Origin of the sequence: Agrobacterium larrymoorei, from assembly GCF_005145045.1 — a bacterium.
GTDB classification, from domain to species: Bacteria; Pseudomonadota; Alphaproteobacteria; order Rhizobiales; family Rhizobiaceae; genus Agrobacterium; species Agrobacterium larrymoorei.
This window is the reverse complement of the sequence record NZ_CP039691.1, coordinates 200,001-216,516: the sequence shown is the minus strand read 5'-3', so window position 1 is coordinate 216,516 and position 16,516 is coordinate 200,001. Positions and strand designations below refer to the sequence as shown.

General features: G+C 57.8%; 17 protein-coding genes (1 of these 17 running past the window's edge). 6 read left to right on the top strand and 11 right to left on the bottom strand.

Going from position 1 to position 16,516, the window contains the following annotated elements; all coding sequences use genetic code 11:
• The first annotated feature begins 61 nt into the window (after positions 1 to 61).
• Positions 62 to 496, top strand: coding sequence for an alternative ribosome rescue aminoacyl-tRNA hydrolase ArfB (gene arfB, locus CFBP5473_RS01055; RefSeq protein WP_027673453.1), 435 nt, complete (start codon positions 62 to 64; stop codon positions 494 to 496).
• A gap of 33 nt (positions 497 to 529) precedes the next feature.
• On the opposite strand, the gene coaA is transcribed toward arfB, so the two are convergent.
• The 7 genes from coaA to hisB form a co-directional block, all read right to left on the bottom strand.
• Positions 530 to 1,522 carry a type I pantothenate kinase gene (gene coaA / locus CFBP5473_RS01050; protein ID WP_169696889.1) on the bottom strand — a complete coding sequence of 331 codons (993 nt, stop codon included), beginning with the start codon at positions 1,520 to 1,522 and terminating at the stop codon, positions 530 to 532.
• Positions 1,523 to 1,527: 5 nt separating this feature from the next.
• Positions 1,528 to 1,851: a phosphoribosyl-ATP diphosphatase gene (locus CFBP5473_RS01045; RefSeq protein ID WP_027673451.1), complete on the bottom strand. Its 324-nt coding sequence runs from the start codon at positions 1,849 to 1,851 to the stop codon at positions 1,528 to 1,530.
• Positions 1,852 to 1,866: 15 nt separating this feature from the next.
• On the bottom strand, positions 1,867 to 2,643 hold the full coding sequence (gene hisF / locus CFBP5473_RS01040; protein ID WP_027673450.1) for an imidazole glycerol phosphate synthase subunit HisF: 777 nt from the start codon (positions 2,641 to 2,643) through the stop codon (positions 1,867 to 1,869).
• On the bottom strand, positions 2,640 to 3,374 hold the full coding sequence (hisA, locus tag CFBP5473_RS01035) for a 1-(5-phosphoribosyl)-5-[(5-phosphoribosylamino)methylideneamino]imidazole-4-carboxamide isomerase (protein ID WP_027673449.1): 735 nt from the start codon (positions 3,372 to 3,374) through the stop codon (positions 2,640 to 2,642). Before hisA ends, hisF begins: the two co-directional genes overlap by 4 nt.
• A 1-nt stretch (position 3,375) precedes the next feature.
• Entirely contained in the window at positions 3,376 to 4,026 is a 651-nt protein-coding gene (gene hisH / locus CFBP5473_RS01030) for an imidazole glycerol phosphate synthase subunit HisH (protein ID WP_027673448.1), read from the bottom strand.
• A 1-nt stretch (position 4,027) separates the two neighbouring features.
• Entirely contained in the window at positions 4,028 to 4,516 is a 489-nt protein-coding gene (locus tag CFBP5473_RS01025; RefSeq protein WP_027673447.1) for a DUF2628 domain-containing protein, read from the bottom strand.
• A 72-nt stretch (positions 4,517 to 4,588) separates the two neighbouring features.
• Positions 4,589 to 5,185, bottom strand: coding sequence for an imidazoleglycerol-phosphate dehydratase HisB (gene hisB / locus CFBP5473_RS01020; RefSeq protein WP_027673446.1), 597 nt, complete (start codon positions 5,183 to 5,185; stop codon positions 4,589 to 4,591).
• 221 nt (positions 5,186 to 5,406) lie between these two features.
• Between hisB and hslV the strand changes: the two genes are divergently transcribed.
• The 4 genes from hslV to CFBP5473_RS01000 all read left to right on the top strand — a co-directional run bounded on the left by hslV (position 5,407) and on the right by CFBP5473_RS01000 (position 10,704).
• The gene (hslV, locus tag CFBP5473_RS01015) at positions 5,407 to 5,931 is read left to right on the top strand and encodes an ATP-dependent protease subunit HslV (protein ID WP_027673445.1); all 525 of its coding nucleotides are present in this window, start codon (positions 5,407 to 5,409) and stop codon (positions 5,929 to 5,931) included.
• Positions 5,932 to 6,006: 75 nt separating this feature from the next.
• Positions 6,007 to 7,314 (top strand): ATP-dependent protease ATPase subunit HslU, encoded by a 1,308-nt coding sequence (gene hslU / locus CFBP5473_RS01010; RefSeq protein ID WP_027673444.1) that lies wholly within the window; start codon positions 6,007 to 6,009, stop codon positions 7,312 to 7,314.
• A gap of 148 nt (positions 7,315 to 7,462) precedes the next feature.
• Positions 7,463 to 8,416 (top strand): DUF1402 family protein, encoded by a 954-nt coding sequence (locus CFBP5473_RS01005; protein ID WP_027673443.1) that lies wholly within the window; start codon positions 7,463 to 7,465, stop codon positions 8,414 to 8,416.
• Positions 8,417 to 8,535: 119 nt separating this feature from the next.
• Positions 8,536 to 10,704, top strand: a complete 2,169-nt coding sequence (locus CFBP5473_RS01000) for a malate synthase G (protein WP_027673442.1) — start codon at positions 8,536 to 8,538, stop codon at positions 10,702 to 10,704.
• A 71-nt stretch (positions 10,705 to 10,775) separates the two neighbouring features.
• Here the strand turns inward: CFBP5473_RS01000 and CFBP5473_RS00995 are convergent, their stop codons facing one another.
• The gene (locus CFBP5473_RS00995; protein WP_027673441.1) at positions 10,776 to 11,462 is read right to left on the bottom strand and encodes a L,D-transpeptidase; all 687 of its coding nucleotides are present in this window, start codon (positions 11,460 to 11,462) and stop codon (positions 10,776 to 10,778) included.
• A 185-nt stretch (positions 11,463 to 11,647) separates the two neighbouring features.
• Between CFBP5473_RS00995 and CFBP5473_RS00990 the strand changes: the two genes are divergently transcribed.
• The gene (locus CFBP5473_RS00990) at positions 11,648 to 12,133 is read left to right on the top strand and encodes an MmcB family DNA repair protein (protein ID WP_027673440.1); all 486 of its coding nucleotides are present in this window, start codon (positions 11,648 to 11,650) and stop codon (positions 12,131 to 12,133) included.
• A 2-nt stretch (positions 12,134 to 12,135) separates the two neighbouring features.
• Here CFBP5473_RS00990 and CFBP5473_RS00985 read toward each other — a convergent pair whose 3' ends face one another.
• The 3 genes from CFBP5473_RS00985 to hrpB form a co-directional block, all read right to left on the bottom strand.
• Complete coding sequence (locus CFBP5473_RS00985; protein ID WP_027673439.1) at positions 12,136 to 12,720, bottom strand: ActR/PrrA/RegA family redox response regulator transcription factor; 585 nt, start codon at positions 12,718 to 12,720, stop codon at positions 12,136 to 12,138.
• 65 nt (positions 12,721 to 12,785) lie between these two features.
• Positions 12,786 to 14,090, bottom strand: a complete 1,305-nt coding sequence (locus CFBP5473_RS00980) for an ActS/PrrB/RegB family redox-sensitive histidine kinase (protein WP_027673438.1) — start codon at positions 14,088 to 14,090, stop codon at positions 12,786 to 12,788.
• A gap of 16 nt (positions 14,091 to 14,106) precedes the next feature.
• Positions 14,107 to 16,516: the 3' portion of an ATP-dependent helicase HrpB gene (gene hrpB, locus CFBP5473_RS00975; RefSeq protein WP_027673437.1), read on the bottom strand. It continues 80 nt past the right edge of the window; the window shows 2,410 of its 2,490 coding nt (coding positions 81-2,490); its start codon lies off the right edge, out of view — the gene reads right to left on this strand; the stop codon is at positions 14,107 to 14,109.

The following is a 16,516-nucleotide window of genomic DNA, read 5'->3' as shown; positions in this document are numbered from 1 at the left end:
CGTTTGAATGGGCGGTTTTCATTTGGCGCCTGATGTGGCATCACGCCTGCCGGAGAACGACATGGCCAGCGCCCCGCTTTATATCAGCAGCAGAATTACGATTGCCGGATGGGAACTGACGGAGCAATTCGTGCTGGCTGGCGGGCCAGGCGGGCAAAATGTCAACAAGGTCTCGACAGCGGTGCAGCTGTTCTTCAGCGTGACAGATAGTCCGGCCCTGTCGGATCGTATCAAGACCAATCTTATCAAACTCGGCGGCAGGCGCGTCTCGAAAGAGGGCGTGCTGATGATCGAGGCCAACCAGTTTCGCACGCAGGAGCGTAATCGCGAAGATGCGCGGGAGCGGCTGAAAGAGCTGATCCTCAAAGCAGCCGAGCCACCCCCACCGCCGCGCAAGGCGACGAAGCCGACCAAGGGTTCAGTCGAAAGGCGATTGAAAGCGAAATCCGGTCGCTCCGACATCAAGAAGATGCGCGGCAAGCCCGGTTCTGATTAAGCCATTTTGTGCTCAGACGAGGCCGGGAAAAGCCTAAAGCTTTCTCAGCGCCACCATGTCGATCAGATGGTTTTCGCCCTTGCGGAGAATAAGGTCCGCGCGCGGCCTTGTCGGAACGATGTTTTCACGCAGGTTCTTCAGGTTGATGTTTTCCCAAAGCCCTTCTGCAATGGCTAGGGCCGCCGCTTCTGAAATCGACGCATAGCGATTGAAGTAAGAAGAGGGGTCGCGGAACGCGGTGTTTCGCAGGTTCATGAAGCGGTTCACATACCAGTTGTGAATGATCTTCTCGTCCGCATCGATATAGATGGAGAAGTCGAAGAAATCCGACACGATTGGCACGATCCGTCCCCCAGCTGGCAGATTACGCGCCTGAAGCACATTTATGCCTTCGAAGATCAAAATATCCGGCCTGTCGATGGTGGTGAATTCGTTCGGTAGCACGTCATAAACGAGGTGCGAGTAACGCGGCGCCTGAACATCCGGCTGTCCGGCCTTGATGGCGGAGAGGAAGCGCAGCAGAGCGCCGATATCATAGCTCTCCGGAAAGCCCTTGCGATCCATCAGGTTCTCACGCCGCAAAACATCGTTCGGGTAGAGAAAGCCATCCGTGGTGATGAGATCGACTTTGGGGCTGGAGGGCCAGCGCGCCAGAAGCTCTTTCAGAATACGGGCCGTGGTGGATTTTCCAACGGCAACCGAACCGGCAATGCCTATGACGAACGGTGTCTTGTTCACATTCCCCATATTGAGGAAGCGGTTACGCTGCGCGAACAACAGCTGCGAAGCCTCCACATGGGAAGAGAGAAGGCGTGAGAGCGAAAGATAAATGCGCCGGACCTCATCGAGATCGATGGGGTCGTTCAGAGAGCGAAGCCGTTTGACCTCGTCGGCGGAGAGCGTCAGCGGCGTATCGGCGCGAAACTTCGACCATTCTTCCGAGCTGAAGAAGTGGTATGGCGAATATTCATCTGGCCGGAAATGATCGAGTGTTGTTGGCATGCCTTGTCCCCCCGTGCGTGCCATTGTCGTCATGTCTGGGGCCTTGATGCTTTTTCCTGAATGCCGGACTGGCCGGTGCGGCGTTCCAGCTCGGCGAAAACCTCGGTCAGGGGGATATCGGCGATCTTGAGCACGACGAGGAGGTGGTACAGCAAGTCTGCTGCCTCATCGGTCAGGTTTTTTCGGTCGTTAGAGATTGCCGCAATCACCGTTTCAACCGCCTCTTCACCCAGCTTTTTGGCAGCCTTGCTCTGGCCTGCGGCAAAGAGCTTTGCGGTCCAGGACTGCTCCGGCGAGGCGCTGGCGCGTTCCGCGACGATGCGTTCGAGATCGGAAAGGGAAAACCCGCTCATGCTTCGTATCCTTGATCAATCGAGACGCATGGCGATGCCGTGATCGGCCATATAGGCCTTGGCTTCACCGATGGAATATGTGCCGAAGTGGAAAATGGAAGCGGCGAGAACCGCGGTCGCATGACCGTCCTTCACGCCCGCCACCAGATCGTCCAGCGTGCCGACACCGCCGGAAGCGATGACGGGAACGCGAACCTGATCGGCAATGGTGCGAGTCAGCGCGATGTCGTAACCGCTCTTGGTGCCGTCGCGATCCATCGAGGTTATCAGCAATTCGCCAGCGCCGCGCTCGACCATCTTGATGGCGAACTCGACCGCATCGATGCCGGTAGGCTGACGACCGCCATGGGTAAAGATTTCCCAGCGATCCGCTTCACTCGTACCCGATACCTTTTTCGCATCGATGGAAACGACGATGCACTGGTTGCCGAACTTGTCGGCAGCCTGCGCCACGAAATCCGGGTCTTTCACCGCTGCCGAATTGATCGAAACCTTGTCGGCACCGCACAGCAGCAGCTTGCGAATATCGGAAACCGCACGCACACCACCGCCAACCGTAACCGGCATGAAGCAATGGTCTGCCGTGCGCGAAACCACATCGAAAATCGTTTCGCGATTGTCGGAGGACGCAGTGATATCGAGAAAGCAAAGCTCATCGGCACCAGCCGCATCATAGGCCTTAGCCGCCTCAACGGGATCGCCCGCGTCGATCAAGTCAACGAAGTTGACGCCTTTGACAACGCGACCGTCCTTGACGTCAAGACAAGGAATAATTCGAGCTTTCAGCGTCATGCGCGCGCTCCCTTGATCAAGGCCAGCGCCTCAGCCGGATCGATCCGGCCATCATAGAGCGCACGACCGGAAATCGCGCCTTCGAGCTTGGCCGCATCCGGCTCCAGCATGCGCTTGATGTCATCGATGGAGGCAAGGCCACCGGAAGCGATGACGGGAATGGAAACCGCATCGGCAAGCTCGAGCGTGGAGGACCAGTTGATCCCGGCCAGAATGCCGTCACGGTCAATATCCGTGTAGATGATCGCGGCAACGCCAGCGCCCTCGAAGCGCTTGGCCAGTTCAATGACGCCGAGTTCTGACGCTTCCGCCCAGCCTTCCACCGCAACCTTGCCACCCTTGGCATCGATGCCGACGGCGACCTGTCCGGGGAAGCGCTTGCAGCCTTCCAGAACCAGAACCGGATCACGTACGGCAACGGTGCCGAGAATGACGCGGGCGAGACCACGGCTCAGCCACGCCTCTATATGATCCAGCGTGCGAATGCCGCCACCCAGCTGCACCGGGTTCTTGGTGGATTTCAAAATGGCATCGACTGCTTCGCCGTTGACTGTCTGGCCTGCAAAGGCACCATTCAGATCCACCACATGTAGCCACTCGAAACCCTGATCTTCAAAGGCTTTCGCCTGCGCGCCGGGATCTGTGTTGTAGACGGTGGCCTGGTCCATATCGCCAAGTTTCAGGCGAACGCACTGGCCGTCTTTAAGGTCGATTGCGGGAAAAAGGATCATGTCAGGGCTTCCAGCGCAGGAAATTCGAAATAATGGCGAGGCCGAGCGTCTGGCTCTTTTCCGGGTGGAACTGAGCGCCAGCCTTGTTGTCACGACCGACGAAAGCCGTCATCGCGCCGCCATAACTGGTGGTGGCGATGACGTCTTGAGCGTGCTTTGCCGCCAGATGATAGGAGTGGACGAAATAGGCATGCAGGCCATCGGCACCGGTCTTGACGCCATCGAAGAGCGGGTGAGGGTGGTGCAGCTCCAGCGTATTCCAACCGATCTGCGGAATTTTGAGGGCAGGGTCGGAAGGCGTCATCTCGACAACATCGCCCTCGATCCAGCCGAGACCTTCGCTGGTGGTCTTTTCAAGCCCGCGCGATGACATCAATTGCATTCCGACGCAGATGCCGAGAAAGGGGTGGGCCTTTTTTTCCACCACATCGAGAAGCGCGTCATGCATGCCGTCGACGGCATCGAGACCGGCCCGGCAATCGGCATAAGCGCCGACACCCGGCAGAACGATGCGGTCTGCGGAGGCTACGCGCTCGGGCTTGTCTGTTAAATCTATCGTCGCATCGATACCGGCTTCACGCGCCGCACGCTCGAACGCCTTGGTGGCGGAGCGCAGGTTGCCGGAGCCATAGTCGATAATTGCCACACGCATGTCAGCGCCTTCCATTCAAATCGAATTGGAACGAACCAGCCGGATCGTTCGTCATGAAACCACCCGTGGTGGCCCTTGTTTTCCATTCGGGCTGAGGGACCAGATTATTCGGCTGTTCGCTTGTCGGGAGGTTGGAGAAATACATCTCTTCCGCTGCCGATAAGCTGGGGGCGACAACCATGCCCTTCAAGGTCCAGCCCTTGGTCGTTAGGCTGTGTTGCAAAATATTGCGCCCTTCGAATCCGGCTATCAGCCCAATCGCGACCGCCACGAGCAGACCGGTAACGCCAAAGCCTTCCAGCTGGGACACCTGCCCGGCGGCCACCTGAAGGACGACGATTACGATTGCCACCCACCAGACCCGATGGATCGCGAACCAGAGCCAGGGAAAAAACAGCGCCAACCAGGAAAACCTGTCCGGAATGAACCGCGTGGTGCGGTGATCCCTGTCAGGGCCGCCCGGTGCTTCGAAAACCAGATAAGATATCATTGGCGTTCCTGACGACATCAAGAGCAGGGAAAAGGGTTCAACGTCCCGATTGCTCTAACTGTTTCATAGGGATCAGGCCAGCATGCCCTTCGTCGAAGGAATGCGGCCTGCCTGCCGGGGGTCGATTTCGGTGGCGCTGCGCAGCACGCGGGCAACCGCCTTGAAGCATGTCTCGGCGATATGATGGTTGTTCGCGCCGTAATGGTTCAGAATATGCAGGGTAATACCGGCATTCTGCGCCAGCGCCTGAAAGAATTCACGCACCAGTTCGGTATCGAATGTGCCGATCTTCGGCGCGGAGAAATTGACGTTCCAGACGAGGAACGGACGACCCGAAATATCGACGGCGGCCTTCGTCATCGTCTCGTCCATGGCGAGATCGAGCGAGGCGTAACGGGTGATGCCCTTGCGGTCACCCAATGCCTTGGCGATGGCCTGACCGATGGCAATGCCGGTGTCTTCGACTGTGTGGTGATCGTCGATATGAAGGTCGCCCTTCACGTCGATCTCCATGTCGATGAGGGAATGGCGGCTCAGCTGGTCCAGCATATGGTCGAAGAAACCGACGCCCGTCGAAATCTTTGCCGTACCGGTTCCGTCGATATTCACGCGGACTGAGACGGAGGTCTCGTTGGTCTTGCGGGAAATCTCGGCTGTGCGCTCTGCCATTGCAGCTGCTCCTTGGAAAATATCGCCGTTCCTTATCAGTACCCCTTACAAATATCCAGTCATTCCATCACCTTGCTATCGTCTTGACTGTGACCCGAGGTGGCGTCGGGCCGATGAGATTGCAATCGCCAAAACCGGACTTACATAGATTGCGAAGAGAGCAGCGCTTGAGGCTCGCAAGACAATCATATGGAAGGCCCGACAGGGCAGACAGGTGTTTGATGACAACCATTATTACTGTGCGCAAGGGCGGAAAGGTCGTCATGGCTGGCGACGGACAGGTCAGCCTTGGCCAGACCGTGATGAAGGGCAATGCCCGCAAGGTGCGCCGCATCGGCAAGGGCGAAGTGATTGCCGGTTTCGCAGGCGCGACCGCCGATGCCTTCACCCTTCTCGACCGTCTCGAAAAGAAGCTTGAGCAATATCCGGGTCAGCTGATGCGCGCCGCTGTCGAGCTTGCCAAGGATTGGCGCACCGACAAATATCTGCGCAATCTCGAAGCCATGATGCTGGTGGCCGACAAATCCATTACGCTGGCAATCACCGGCAATGGCGATGTCCTGGAGCCTGAACACGGTGCAATTGCCATCGGTTCCGGCGGGAACTACGCCTTTGCCGCTGCCCGCGCGCTTATGGATTCGGAAAAGTCGGCGGAGGAGGTTGCACGTCAATCCCTCGATATCGCCGCCGATATCTGCGTCTATACCAACCATAATCTCGTGATCGAAACGCTGGACGCTGAATAAGCGGAGGCAAACGCATGGTTCCTGCGGGCCGGGCCTTGCAAAGGCTGGCCGCAACAGGAAGCCGAAAGGATCGAAATGACAACTTTTTCTCCCCGGGAAATCGTCTCGGAACTCGACCGCTACATCATCGGTCAGCATGATGCGAAACGCGCGGTTGCCATCGCGCTGCGCAATCGCTGGCGTCGTCAGCAGCTGGATGAGAGCCTGCGTGATGAGGTGATGCCGAAGAATATTCTGATGATCGGCCCGACCGGTGTCGGCAAGACGGAAATCTCGCGCCGTCTGGCAAAGCTTGCCGGTGCACCTTTCATCAAGGTCGAAGCCACCAAATTCACCGAAGTCGGCTATGTCGGTCGTGATGTCGAACAGATTATTCGCGACCTCGTGGAAATCGGCATCGGTCTAGTGCGTGAAAAAATGCGCGCGGATGTTCAGGCAAAGGCGCACGCCAGCGCCGAAGAGCGCGTACTGGACGCGCTGGTCGGCCAGACGTCTTCACCTGCCACGCGCGAGAGCTTCCGCAAGAAGCTGCGCGACGGCGAATTGGACAAGAAGGAAATCGATATCGAAGTCGCCGATACCGGCTCCGGCATGCCGGGCTTCGAAATTCCGGGCATGCCCGGCGCCAATATCGGTGTGCTGAACCTGTCGGAAATGTTCGGCAAGGCCATGGGCGGGCGAACGAAGAAGGTTCGCACCACGGTCGAGAAATCCTATGCAGACCTCATCCGCGACGAATCCGACAAGCTGCTGGACAATGAGTTGATCCAGCGTGAAGCAGTGAAATCGGTCGAGAACGACGGCATCGTCTTCCTTGACGAGATCGACAAGATCGCCGCCCGCGATGGCGGCATGGGCGCTGGCGTTTCCCGTGAAGGCGTGCAGCGCGATCTGCTGCCGCTGGTGGAAGGCACGACGGTTTCAACCAAGTATGGTCCGGTGAAGACCGACCATATCCTGTTCATCGCCTCTGGTGCTTTCCATGTTGCCAAGCCATCCGATCTGCTGCCGGAACTTCAGGGCCGTCTGCCGATCCGCGTTGAGCTGAAGCCGCTCACCAAGGAAGACTTCCGCCGCATTCTGACGGAGACGGAAGCCAGCCTTATCAGACAATATATCGCACTGATGGCGACGGAAGAGCTGAACCTCGAATTCACCGATGACGCCATCGATGCGCTGGCGGATGTCGCGGTTCACCTGAACTCGTCGGTCGAGAATATCGGTGCGCGCCGCTTGCAGACGGTGATGGAGCGTGTTCTGGACGAAATCTCGTTCAACGCACCGGATCGCGGGGGTTCTTCTGTCAATATCGATGAGGCCTATGTGCGCAAGCATGTGGGGGATATTGCCGCCGATACGGACCTGTCTCGCTACATCCTCTAAAATATTAATGAGTGCGGCAAATATTGCCGCACTCTTATTTTATCTGCCTTCTCTCGACATCCGGCCTTTCTTTTCGTTAAGGAAGTCCTGAAAGTCGATCCTGTGGATTATCCCGGCGTGACGTCGGCAAGGGAAAAGGCATCCGCTCGTGCGTAAAATTCTTCTGGCATTGGCCGCCACTTTGGCCATTGGCACTGTCGCTCCTTCTTATGCGCAGGCGGCAACCGTCGTGCCGCCGGGCAACCGCAATGCAGAACAGCCGAACGTGCCCGGAGCTTCGGCCAGGCGCACGAAGGGATCCAACTCCACCTATGAGCGGAAATACCAGAAGGTTTACGACCTTCTCTCCAGCGACAAGCAGCTCATCGCTAAAATCAAGTCCACGGCCAGCCGCTATGGTATCGACCCCATCCACATGATCGGTGCCATCGTTGGCGAACATACCTATAACGTGGACGCCTATGACCGGCTACAATCCTATTATGTGAAAGCGGCCTCCTACGCCGGAAACAGCTTCCGCTTCGGCTATAAGGATGAGACGATTGCGCAGTTTCTGACGCATTCGCAATTCGCCAAGTGCCAATCCAAGAGCGATTCCTATAGCCTTTGGAACTGCCGTGACGATGTCTGGGAAGCGAGCTTCCGTGGCAAAAAGGTTGATGGCGTCAGCTATCCCGACAATCGTTTCAGTGCTGTCTTCTTCCAGCCATTCTATGCTGGACAGACCTTCGGGCTTGGCCAGATCAATCCGCTGACCGCGCTCATGCTGTCCGATATGGTGACGCGTGTGTCGGGTTATGAGAAGCTGGACGAGAACGATGCCGCTGGCGTCTATAATTCGATCATGGACCCGGATCACTCGCTCGCCTTCATGGCCGCTGCCATCCGCAAGTCGATCGATGACTACAAATCGATTGCCGATATGGATATCTCGAAAAATCCCGGCCTGACCTCCACGCTCTATAATCTCGGCGGTTCCGGCCAACGCGCCGCAGCTCTTGCACAGAAAAACCGCCAGAGCGGCGGCACCGTCTTGCCTGAAGAAAACTACTATGGCTGGTGGGTGAACGAGAAGCTGCCAGAGCTGCAAAAGCTTCTTTAATCGGAACAGGTCTGGATCGATTATTTCCATTATGGAAAAAATCTTTGATGCGCCTCTGCGGTTGACGTGGGGGCCGTTCACTGGTCACTCTATGGCAAACACCCATAGGGAGACATCAGGTGAGCCGCATCGAAAACCACGGACTTTCGTTTGACGAAGCGCTTTTTCATTTTCTGAAGGACGAGGTTCTGCCGGAGACCGGGCTGAGCGCAGACACCTTCTTCAGCGGCTTTTCCCAAATCGTTCACGATCTCGCACCGAAGAACAGGCAGTTGCTGGAAAAGCGCGACGCTTTTCAGGAGAAGCTTGATAGCTGGTACCGCGAAAACGGCGCACCATCAGACCTTGCGGCCTACGAGGCCTTCCTTCGAGACATCGGCTACATCGTGCCCGAAGGTGCCGCCTTCCGGGTCAACACGCAGAATGTCGATCCCGAGATTGCCGAACTGGCCGGGCCGCAGCTCGTAGTGCCGGTCATGAATGCGCGCTACGCTCTCAATGCCGCCAATGCGCGCTGGGGTTCGCTCTATGATGCGCTTTATGGCACGGACGCCATTTCAGAAGAGGACGGTGCCGAAAAGGGTAGGGGGTACAATCCGAAGCGCGGCGAAAAGGTTATCGCCTGGGCTCGTTCCTTCCTCGATGAATCTGCGCCGCTTCTCAAAGGCAGCTGGTCTGACATCAGCGGCATCAAGGTCGTTGACGGCGTCTTGCAGCTGGATGTCGATGGAGGCGCTGTTGGCTTGAATGATAAGGGCCAGTTCGCAGGCTTCAACGGTGAGGCTTCCGAGCCATCTGCCATTCTTCTGAAGAAGAATGGCATCCATATCGAAATCGCCATCGACCCGACGACCGCCATCGGCAAGAGCGATTCGGCGGGCATTTCCGACGTCATCCTCGAATCAGCCCTGACGACGATCATGGATTGCGAAGATTCGGTCGCAGCCGTCGATGCGGAAGACAAGATCGTTGTCTATCTCAACTGGCTTGGCCTGATGCGCGGTGATCTGACGGAAGAGGTCTCGAAGGGCGGAAAAAGCTTTACCCGCAGCCTGAACCCGGACCGCAATTATACGGCTCCCGATGGTTCGGCGCTGACGCTTCCCGGTCGCTCGCTGATGCTGGTTCGCAATGTCGGCCACCTCATGACGAATCCGGCTATTTTGGATCGTGATGGCGGAGAAGTTCCCGAAGGCATCATGGATGCGGTCATCACCGGCCTGATCGCGCTCTACGATGTCGGCCCGAATGGCCGCCACCAGAATTCGCGCGCGGGCTCCATGTATGTGGTCAAGCCGAAGATGCATGGCCCGGAAGAGGTGGCCTTTGCTGCCGAAATCTTCACGCGCGTCGAAGCGCTGATCGGAATGCAGCCCAATACCATGAAAATGGGCATTATGGATGAGGAACGCCGCACGACGGTCAATCTGAAGGAATGCATCCGCGCCGCCAAGGATCGCGTCGTCTTCATCAATACCGGCTTCCTCGACCGCACCGGCGATGAAATTCATACGTCGATGGAAGCGGGTCCGATGATCCGCAAGGGTGACATGAAGCAGGCCGCATGGATTGCGGCCTATGAAAACTGGAACGTCGATATCGGTCTGGAATGCGGCCTCTCCGGTCACGCACAGATCGGCAAGGGCATGTGGGCCATGCCGGATCTTATGGCGGCCATGCTGGACCAGAAGATAGCGCATCCGAAGGCTGGCGCAAACACGGCCTGGGTGCCATCGCCAACGGCTGCGACGCTGCATGCGACGCATTACCATAAAGTCGATGTGTCTCACGTACAGGAAGGCCTGAAAAGCCGCGGACGCGCCAAGCTTGCCGATATCCTCTCGGTTCCTGTTGCCGTTCGTCCGAACTGGTCACCGGAAGACATTCAGCGGGAACTCGATAACAATGCCCAAGGCATTCTCGGCTATGTCGTTCGCTGGGTCGATCAGGGCGTCGGTTGCTCCAAGGTGCCCGATATCAACAATATCGGCCTGATGGAAGACCGCGCGACCTTGCGTATCTCCGCCCAGCACATGGCCAACTGGCTGCGCCACGGCGTCGTGTCCGAAGAGCAGATTGTCGAAACAATGAAGCGGATGGCCGCAGTCGTGGATCAGCAGAATGCCGGAGACGGGGCCTACCGTCCCATGGCTGGCAACTTCGATGATTCGGTAGCCTTCCAAGCTGCTGTCGAGCTTGTCCTGAAGGGCAGGGAGCAGCCGAACGGCTACACCGAACCAGTCCTCCACCGCCGCCGCCTTGAGCTGAAGGCGAAACAGGGCGCTTGATTCTTCTGACCAAACAAAAAAGCCGCCGGGAAAATCCTCGGCGGCTTTTTTGTGTTCGATGTGCTCCAGATTTACTGGATCACGATAACCTTGGATGTACGGCCCGGACGGATACGGCTGTAAAGGTCGATCACGTCCTGATTGATCATACGGATGCAGCCGGAAGAAGCAGCGGTACCGATAGACGCCCATTCTGGCGAACCGTGAATGCGGAACAGCGTGTCCTGGCCCTTATCGTTGAAGAGGTACATGGCACGCGCGCCAAGCGGGTTGGTGATGCCGGGGCCCATGCCCGCTTCGACATACTTGGCGATTTCAGGCTTGCGCTGTGCCATTTCCTTAGGCGGATGCCACATCGGCCATTCCTGTTTCCAGGCAACATAGGCTTCACCGGCCCAGGCAAAGCCCTGCTTGCCGACGCCGATACCGTAGCGAACGGCCTTGCCGCCGGGCAGGATGTAATAAAGGAAGCGCTCGCGCGTATTGACGATGACCGTGCCCGCCTTTTCAGGGGTTTCGAAGTTCACGATCTGGCGGTGGAACTTCTTGTCCACGCGGTTGATCGGGATAGCAGGCAGGGCGTATCCGGCGTCCGTGGTCGCGCCATAAACCTCGTCGCCGAAAATCTGTGTGGTTTCAACCACAACAGGAGCAGCAGCAGGACGGGCAGAGGCGGTTTCGGTCGTCGTGGACGCGCAGCCAGCCAGTGCAAGGGCAGACAAAAGGCCGAGTGCAGTCAATGAAGTGCGAATGCGCATGGGTGTTCTCGCGGAAAAATTCGCTTATATAAGCGATGCATGAAGCGATATTGAATAATCGGGTTATTTTCGATTAAGCTTGTCTTGGCAAGCCATTGCACCGCAGCAAGACTGCAGACAGTGCAAAATTGCTGCTTCATGGTGTTTTTGCAACAATCTCAGGGGGCGTTTTCCAGAGCCTGTCCATGACTATTCTTTCGCTTACCAACAACAATCCGTTAATCGACGGTCGTCAGTCAGAAAAAGCCATGCTGGTTCGCCGCGGCGTACAGGTGTTGCTCAATGAGATGCGCCATTCAGTCTTGCCTGAACTTCCGCTTGCAAGCGGCAGGCGGGCGGACCTGATCAGCCTGTCGGTCAAGGGTGAAATCTGGATCATCGAGATCAAATCCTCTATCGAGGATTTCCGGGTGGATCGCAAATGGCCGGATTACCGCCTGCATTGCGACCGGCTGTTCTTCGCCACGCACGCCGGCGTGCCGCTGGATATCTTTCCGGAAGAATGCGGGCTTTTCGTCTCCGATGGTTACGGCGCGCATCTTTTGAGAGAAGCGCCTGAACACCGCCTGCCACCGGCAACCCGCAAATCGGTCATGCTGGATTTCTCCCGAACCGCCGCCCGCCGCCTGATGATGGCGGAATGGTCCACGGGCACCAGCTATTCCGACTAGATTTACTTCGGCGCGCGCTTTGCTAGAATACGTTGCAAGGTGCGGCGATGCATATTCAGGCGCCTCGCCGTCTCCGACACGTTGCGTTCGCACATCTCATAGACGCGCTGAATGTGCTCCCACCGCACCCGGTCGGCGGACATCGGGTTTTCCGGCACTTCCATCCGGTCTCCCTCGCGCTGCGTCAGCGCGTTGAACACGTCGTCCGCATCCGCAGGTTTGGCCAGATAATCCAGAGCGCCGAGCTTGACGGCGGTGACCGCAGTCGCAATGTTTCCATAGCCCGTCAACACCACGATCTGCGTGTCGTCGCGATGCTGGCGAATGGCTTCTATCACTTCGAGACCGTTACCATCGCCCAGCCGAAGATCGACCACGGCATATTTCGGCGGCGCGATTTTTGATTTCGCAATACCTTCGCTGACCAATTCAGCCGTATCCACCACGAAGCCACGGGTTTCCATGGCGCGGGCCAGCCTGCGCAGGAAGGGTCCGTCGTCATCGACGATCAGCAGCGATTTGTCTGGCCCGATTGCATCTGATGTCGCCACCACGCTTGCATTCTGACTTTGATCGTCGTCGCTCATCCTCAAACCTCCAGCCATGTCACTTGCACGGATACTAACGCTCACGCTCGGTAAGTGTAAGATCGTCAGCCTCTATTATCGTCCATGACTGAACGAGGCCAGATCACCGTGACCCGCGCACCTGCGGCATTTGGTCCACGATTCTCGAAATTCAGCGAAGCCCCGGACCGTTCCAGCAAAGTCTTCGCAATGAAAAGACCGAGACCCAAGCCGCCCGCCGTCGTATCGCTGTGGCGTTTGGTGACATAAGGATCGCCAATTCTGGTCAAAATGTCAGGCGCATATCCGTCGCCGTCGTCTTCGATGATGATTTTGACCTGCTGCTGATCGTGCTCGACGGTAATCGTCACGATCTCGGTTGCGTAATCGACGGCGTTTTCGATGAGGTTGCCGAGCCCATAAAGAATTCCGGCATTCCGCGCACCGACCGGCTCGTTCGCGCGGCCTGATTTTTCCACCAGATGCAGTTTCACGCCAAACTCACGATGCGGCGCCATCACCTCTTCCATAAGGGAAGAAAGGGGCAGCCTGCGCAGGTGCTCGTCACCCTCGGCTGAAAGAGATGTGAGCCGACGCAATATGTCGCGGCATCTTTCGCTCTGGCTGCGCAGCAGGGCAACGTCCTCGCCAAACCGGGCATCCTTTCCAAGCTCCCGCTCCATTTCCTTGGCGACGACGCTGATGGTGGCGAGTGGCGTACCAAGCTCATGCGCTGCGGCTGCTGCCAGACCATCCAGTTGCGAAAGATGTTTTTCCCGTTCCAGCACAAGTTCCGTTGCCGCTAAAGCGTCCGCCAGCTGGTTCGCTTCGTGGGAAACGCGGTAGGCATAGAAGGCCGCGAAAAACATCATCGCAGTGATGGAGCACCAGATCCCGACATGGATGATGAGCTGGATAGGCAGTTCCTCGCCGGGATACCATGGAACAGGAAAAGGTGAGAAGGCGATGGCGGTAACGCAAACAATCGCGAAGGACAACAATATGAGAGAATGCTTCAGCGGCTGTGAGGCAAAGGCAATGATGACCTGCACGCAGATCAATGGCGCAAACGGGTTGGAAAGACCACCGGTAATGTAGATCAGCGCGGTGAGCTGTAGCAGATCGAAGGCAAGAAGAAGCGTCGCTTCCCATGCCTCCAGACGGTAGGTCGCAGGAAAGCGCGCAGAGAGGAATAGATTGGCCACAGCCAACGCAGCAATCAGGACGGCGCAGGTCAGCAACGGCAGAGGAAAGCCCAGACCGAAAGCGACGATCAGGATCGTGACACTCTGCCCCACCACGGCCAGCCAGCGCAGCCAGACGATTGTTTGCAGGCGAATCTGACGGCTGGCGCGACCGAACCTCGTGGTTTCTACTGGCTGGGCTGCCATCTGCCGTCTCCGTTGGTCATGTGCCGCGCGGTTTTGCGCGGTGCGTTGGTTGTGCCGATGCCGGATCTTCCGGCCAGGGATGGCGCGGGTAACGACCGCGCATATCGGCACGAACGTCTTTCCACGACCCGGCCCAGAAGCCCGGCAAATCCCGTGTCGTCTGTATCGGCCTGTGGGCAGGCGAGGTCAATTCCAGCAGCAGTGGCAATTTGCCGCCCGCCACACTCGGATGTTCCTTCAATCCGAACAACTCCTGCACGCGGATGGTCAGCGTCGGCTCTTCGCCTTCGTAACTGATCGGATGTTTCTGCCCGGTCGGCGCTTCGAAATGCGTGGGAAGAAGTTTGCCAAGATTGCGCTGCTCCTCATGGGGAACCAGCGACCGCAAGCCCTCGATAATATTTCCGCCGCTGATCTCATGAATTGTCTTCGCATCATGCTGAAAAGGCACGAACCACTCATCCAGCCGCTCGATCAGGGCTTCGTCGCTCGTATCCGGCCATGGCTCACCGACACTGCGGTAAAGAAAACCAAGCCGATGGCGAAATTGCTTCGCTTCCTTCGATAGAGGCAGGATGCTGAGGCCATATTCGCGCACGCCATTGGCCAGAGCCTGCGCCGCCTTCGCACCCGTTGGTCGCGCAAGGGGCGTTTCATCCAGAATGATGGCGCCAATCCGCGTCACACGCCGTGCGCGGACCTGGCCGCTCGCCTTGTCGAAGAAAAGCTGATCTTCCTTTTTGATCGCTTCGGGCAAAAAGGCTTCGACATCCGCCCTGTCGATAGAGGCGGCGGCCAGAATGCGTGGCTGAGCAGCGCGTCCAACGATATCGGCGACGATCAGCATTTTCTCAGCCGCCAGGCGCTCCGTTTCGGCAAGCTCGCCACCCCGGCCATTCGCCATCACATATCGACCACGCGCCCCACGCTGCAAAGCGATGCGGTCCGGAAACGCGTGCAATAAAAGCTGCCCAACCGTTATCGCCCCTGCTGCTGCTACCGTTGTCTTGCCGGGAAGGCCGGAAGCGAGACGCTTCGCCAGACCCTTCGCAGCCGTAGCGCGCTCACCTCTTTCGTTTTTGAACCGACGCAGCCGTTCTTCCAGATCGATATCGTTCCCGCCAAGCCCCTGTTCCGTCAGCAGAACGGCAAGCAGTGCCGCATCGTCAGCAAATCCCTGTTCATTCGCCGCCAGAACCATCGCGGAAAGGCGAGGGGGGAGCGCCAATCCTCGCATGAGCTTTCCACGCGCGGTGATGCTGCCTGCCTGATCCATCGCGCCAAGGCTTTGAAGCAAAGCGGTTGCTTCCTTCAACGTCGCTTGAGGAGGCTGGTCGAGGAATTTCAGCGCAGTTGGGTCGCTCACGCCCCAATGGGCGAGATCGAGCGCAAATCCCGCAAGATCGCTGGCCAGAATTTGCGGCGGCGTGAAAGCGGGCAACGCTGCCGTCTGTCCCGAGTGCCATAGCCGGATGGCCACGCCCGGCTCCGTTCGCCCGGCGCGGCCTGCTCTCTGTTCAGCCGAAGCGCGTGACACTTTCACCGTCTCCAGCCGGGTAATACCTGTCGATGGTTCGAAAACGGGAAGGCGCTGCAGCCCGCTATCGATAACGACGCGCACGCCATCGATGGTGATGGAGGTTTCTGCAATCGAGGTCGCCAGCACGATCTTGCGCTTACCAGCCTCCGACGGCTTGATCGCAGCGTCCTGCTCTTTCTGCGAAAGGTTGCCGTAAAGCGGAATGACGTCCGTATCGGTGCCGAACTTCCCGTTCAACCTCTCGGCGGTGCGCGTAATTTCCGCTTGTCCGGGTAAAAATGCCAGGATCGATCCGGTCTCGGAAGCGTGCGCATCCAGGATAGCACGCGCAACCCTGTCCTCAATGCGCTCCTGTCCCGGTCGCTCGTCATATCTCACTTCAATGGGAAAGCTGCGCCCAAGGCTTTTTACAATAGGAGCCTGATCGAGAAGGGCGCTGATGCGCTCCACATCCAGCGTCGCCGACATGACGAGAATGCGCAAATCTTCTCGCAGACCCGCCTGTACATCGAGCGCCAGCGCCAAACCGAAATCGCCATCCAGCGATCTTTCGTGAAACTCATCGAATATGACGGCAGAAACGCCGCCGAGTTCCGGATCGTCCAGAACCATCCGTGCAAAGACGCCTTCCGTCACCACCTCGATCCGCGTTTTTGCAGAGACGCGATTATCGAGACGCATTCTGTAGCCGACGGTTTCACCCACCGCCCCCCCTAGAAGAGACGCCATCCGGCTTGCCGCAGCGCGCGCCGCAAGCCGTCTCGGTTCCAGCAGAATGATCTTGCCTCCGCCCAGCCATGGCTGATCGAGAAGAAAAAGCGGCACGATGGTCGTCTTACCGGCACCTGGGGGAGCTGAGAGAACAACTCTCCCCGTCTTTGCCAGC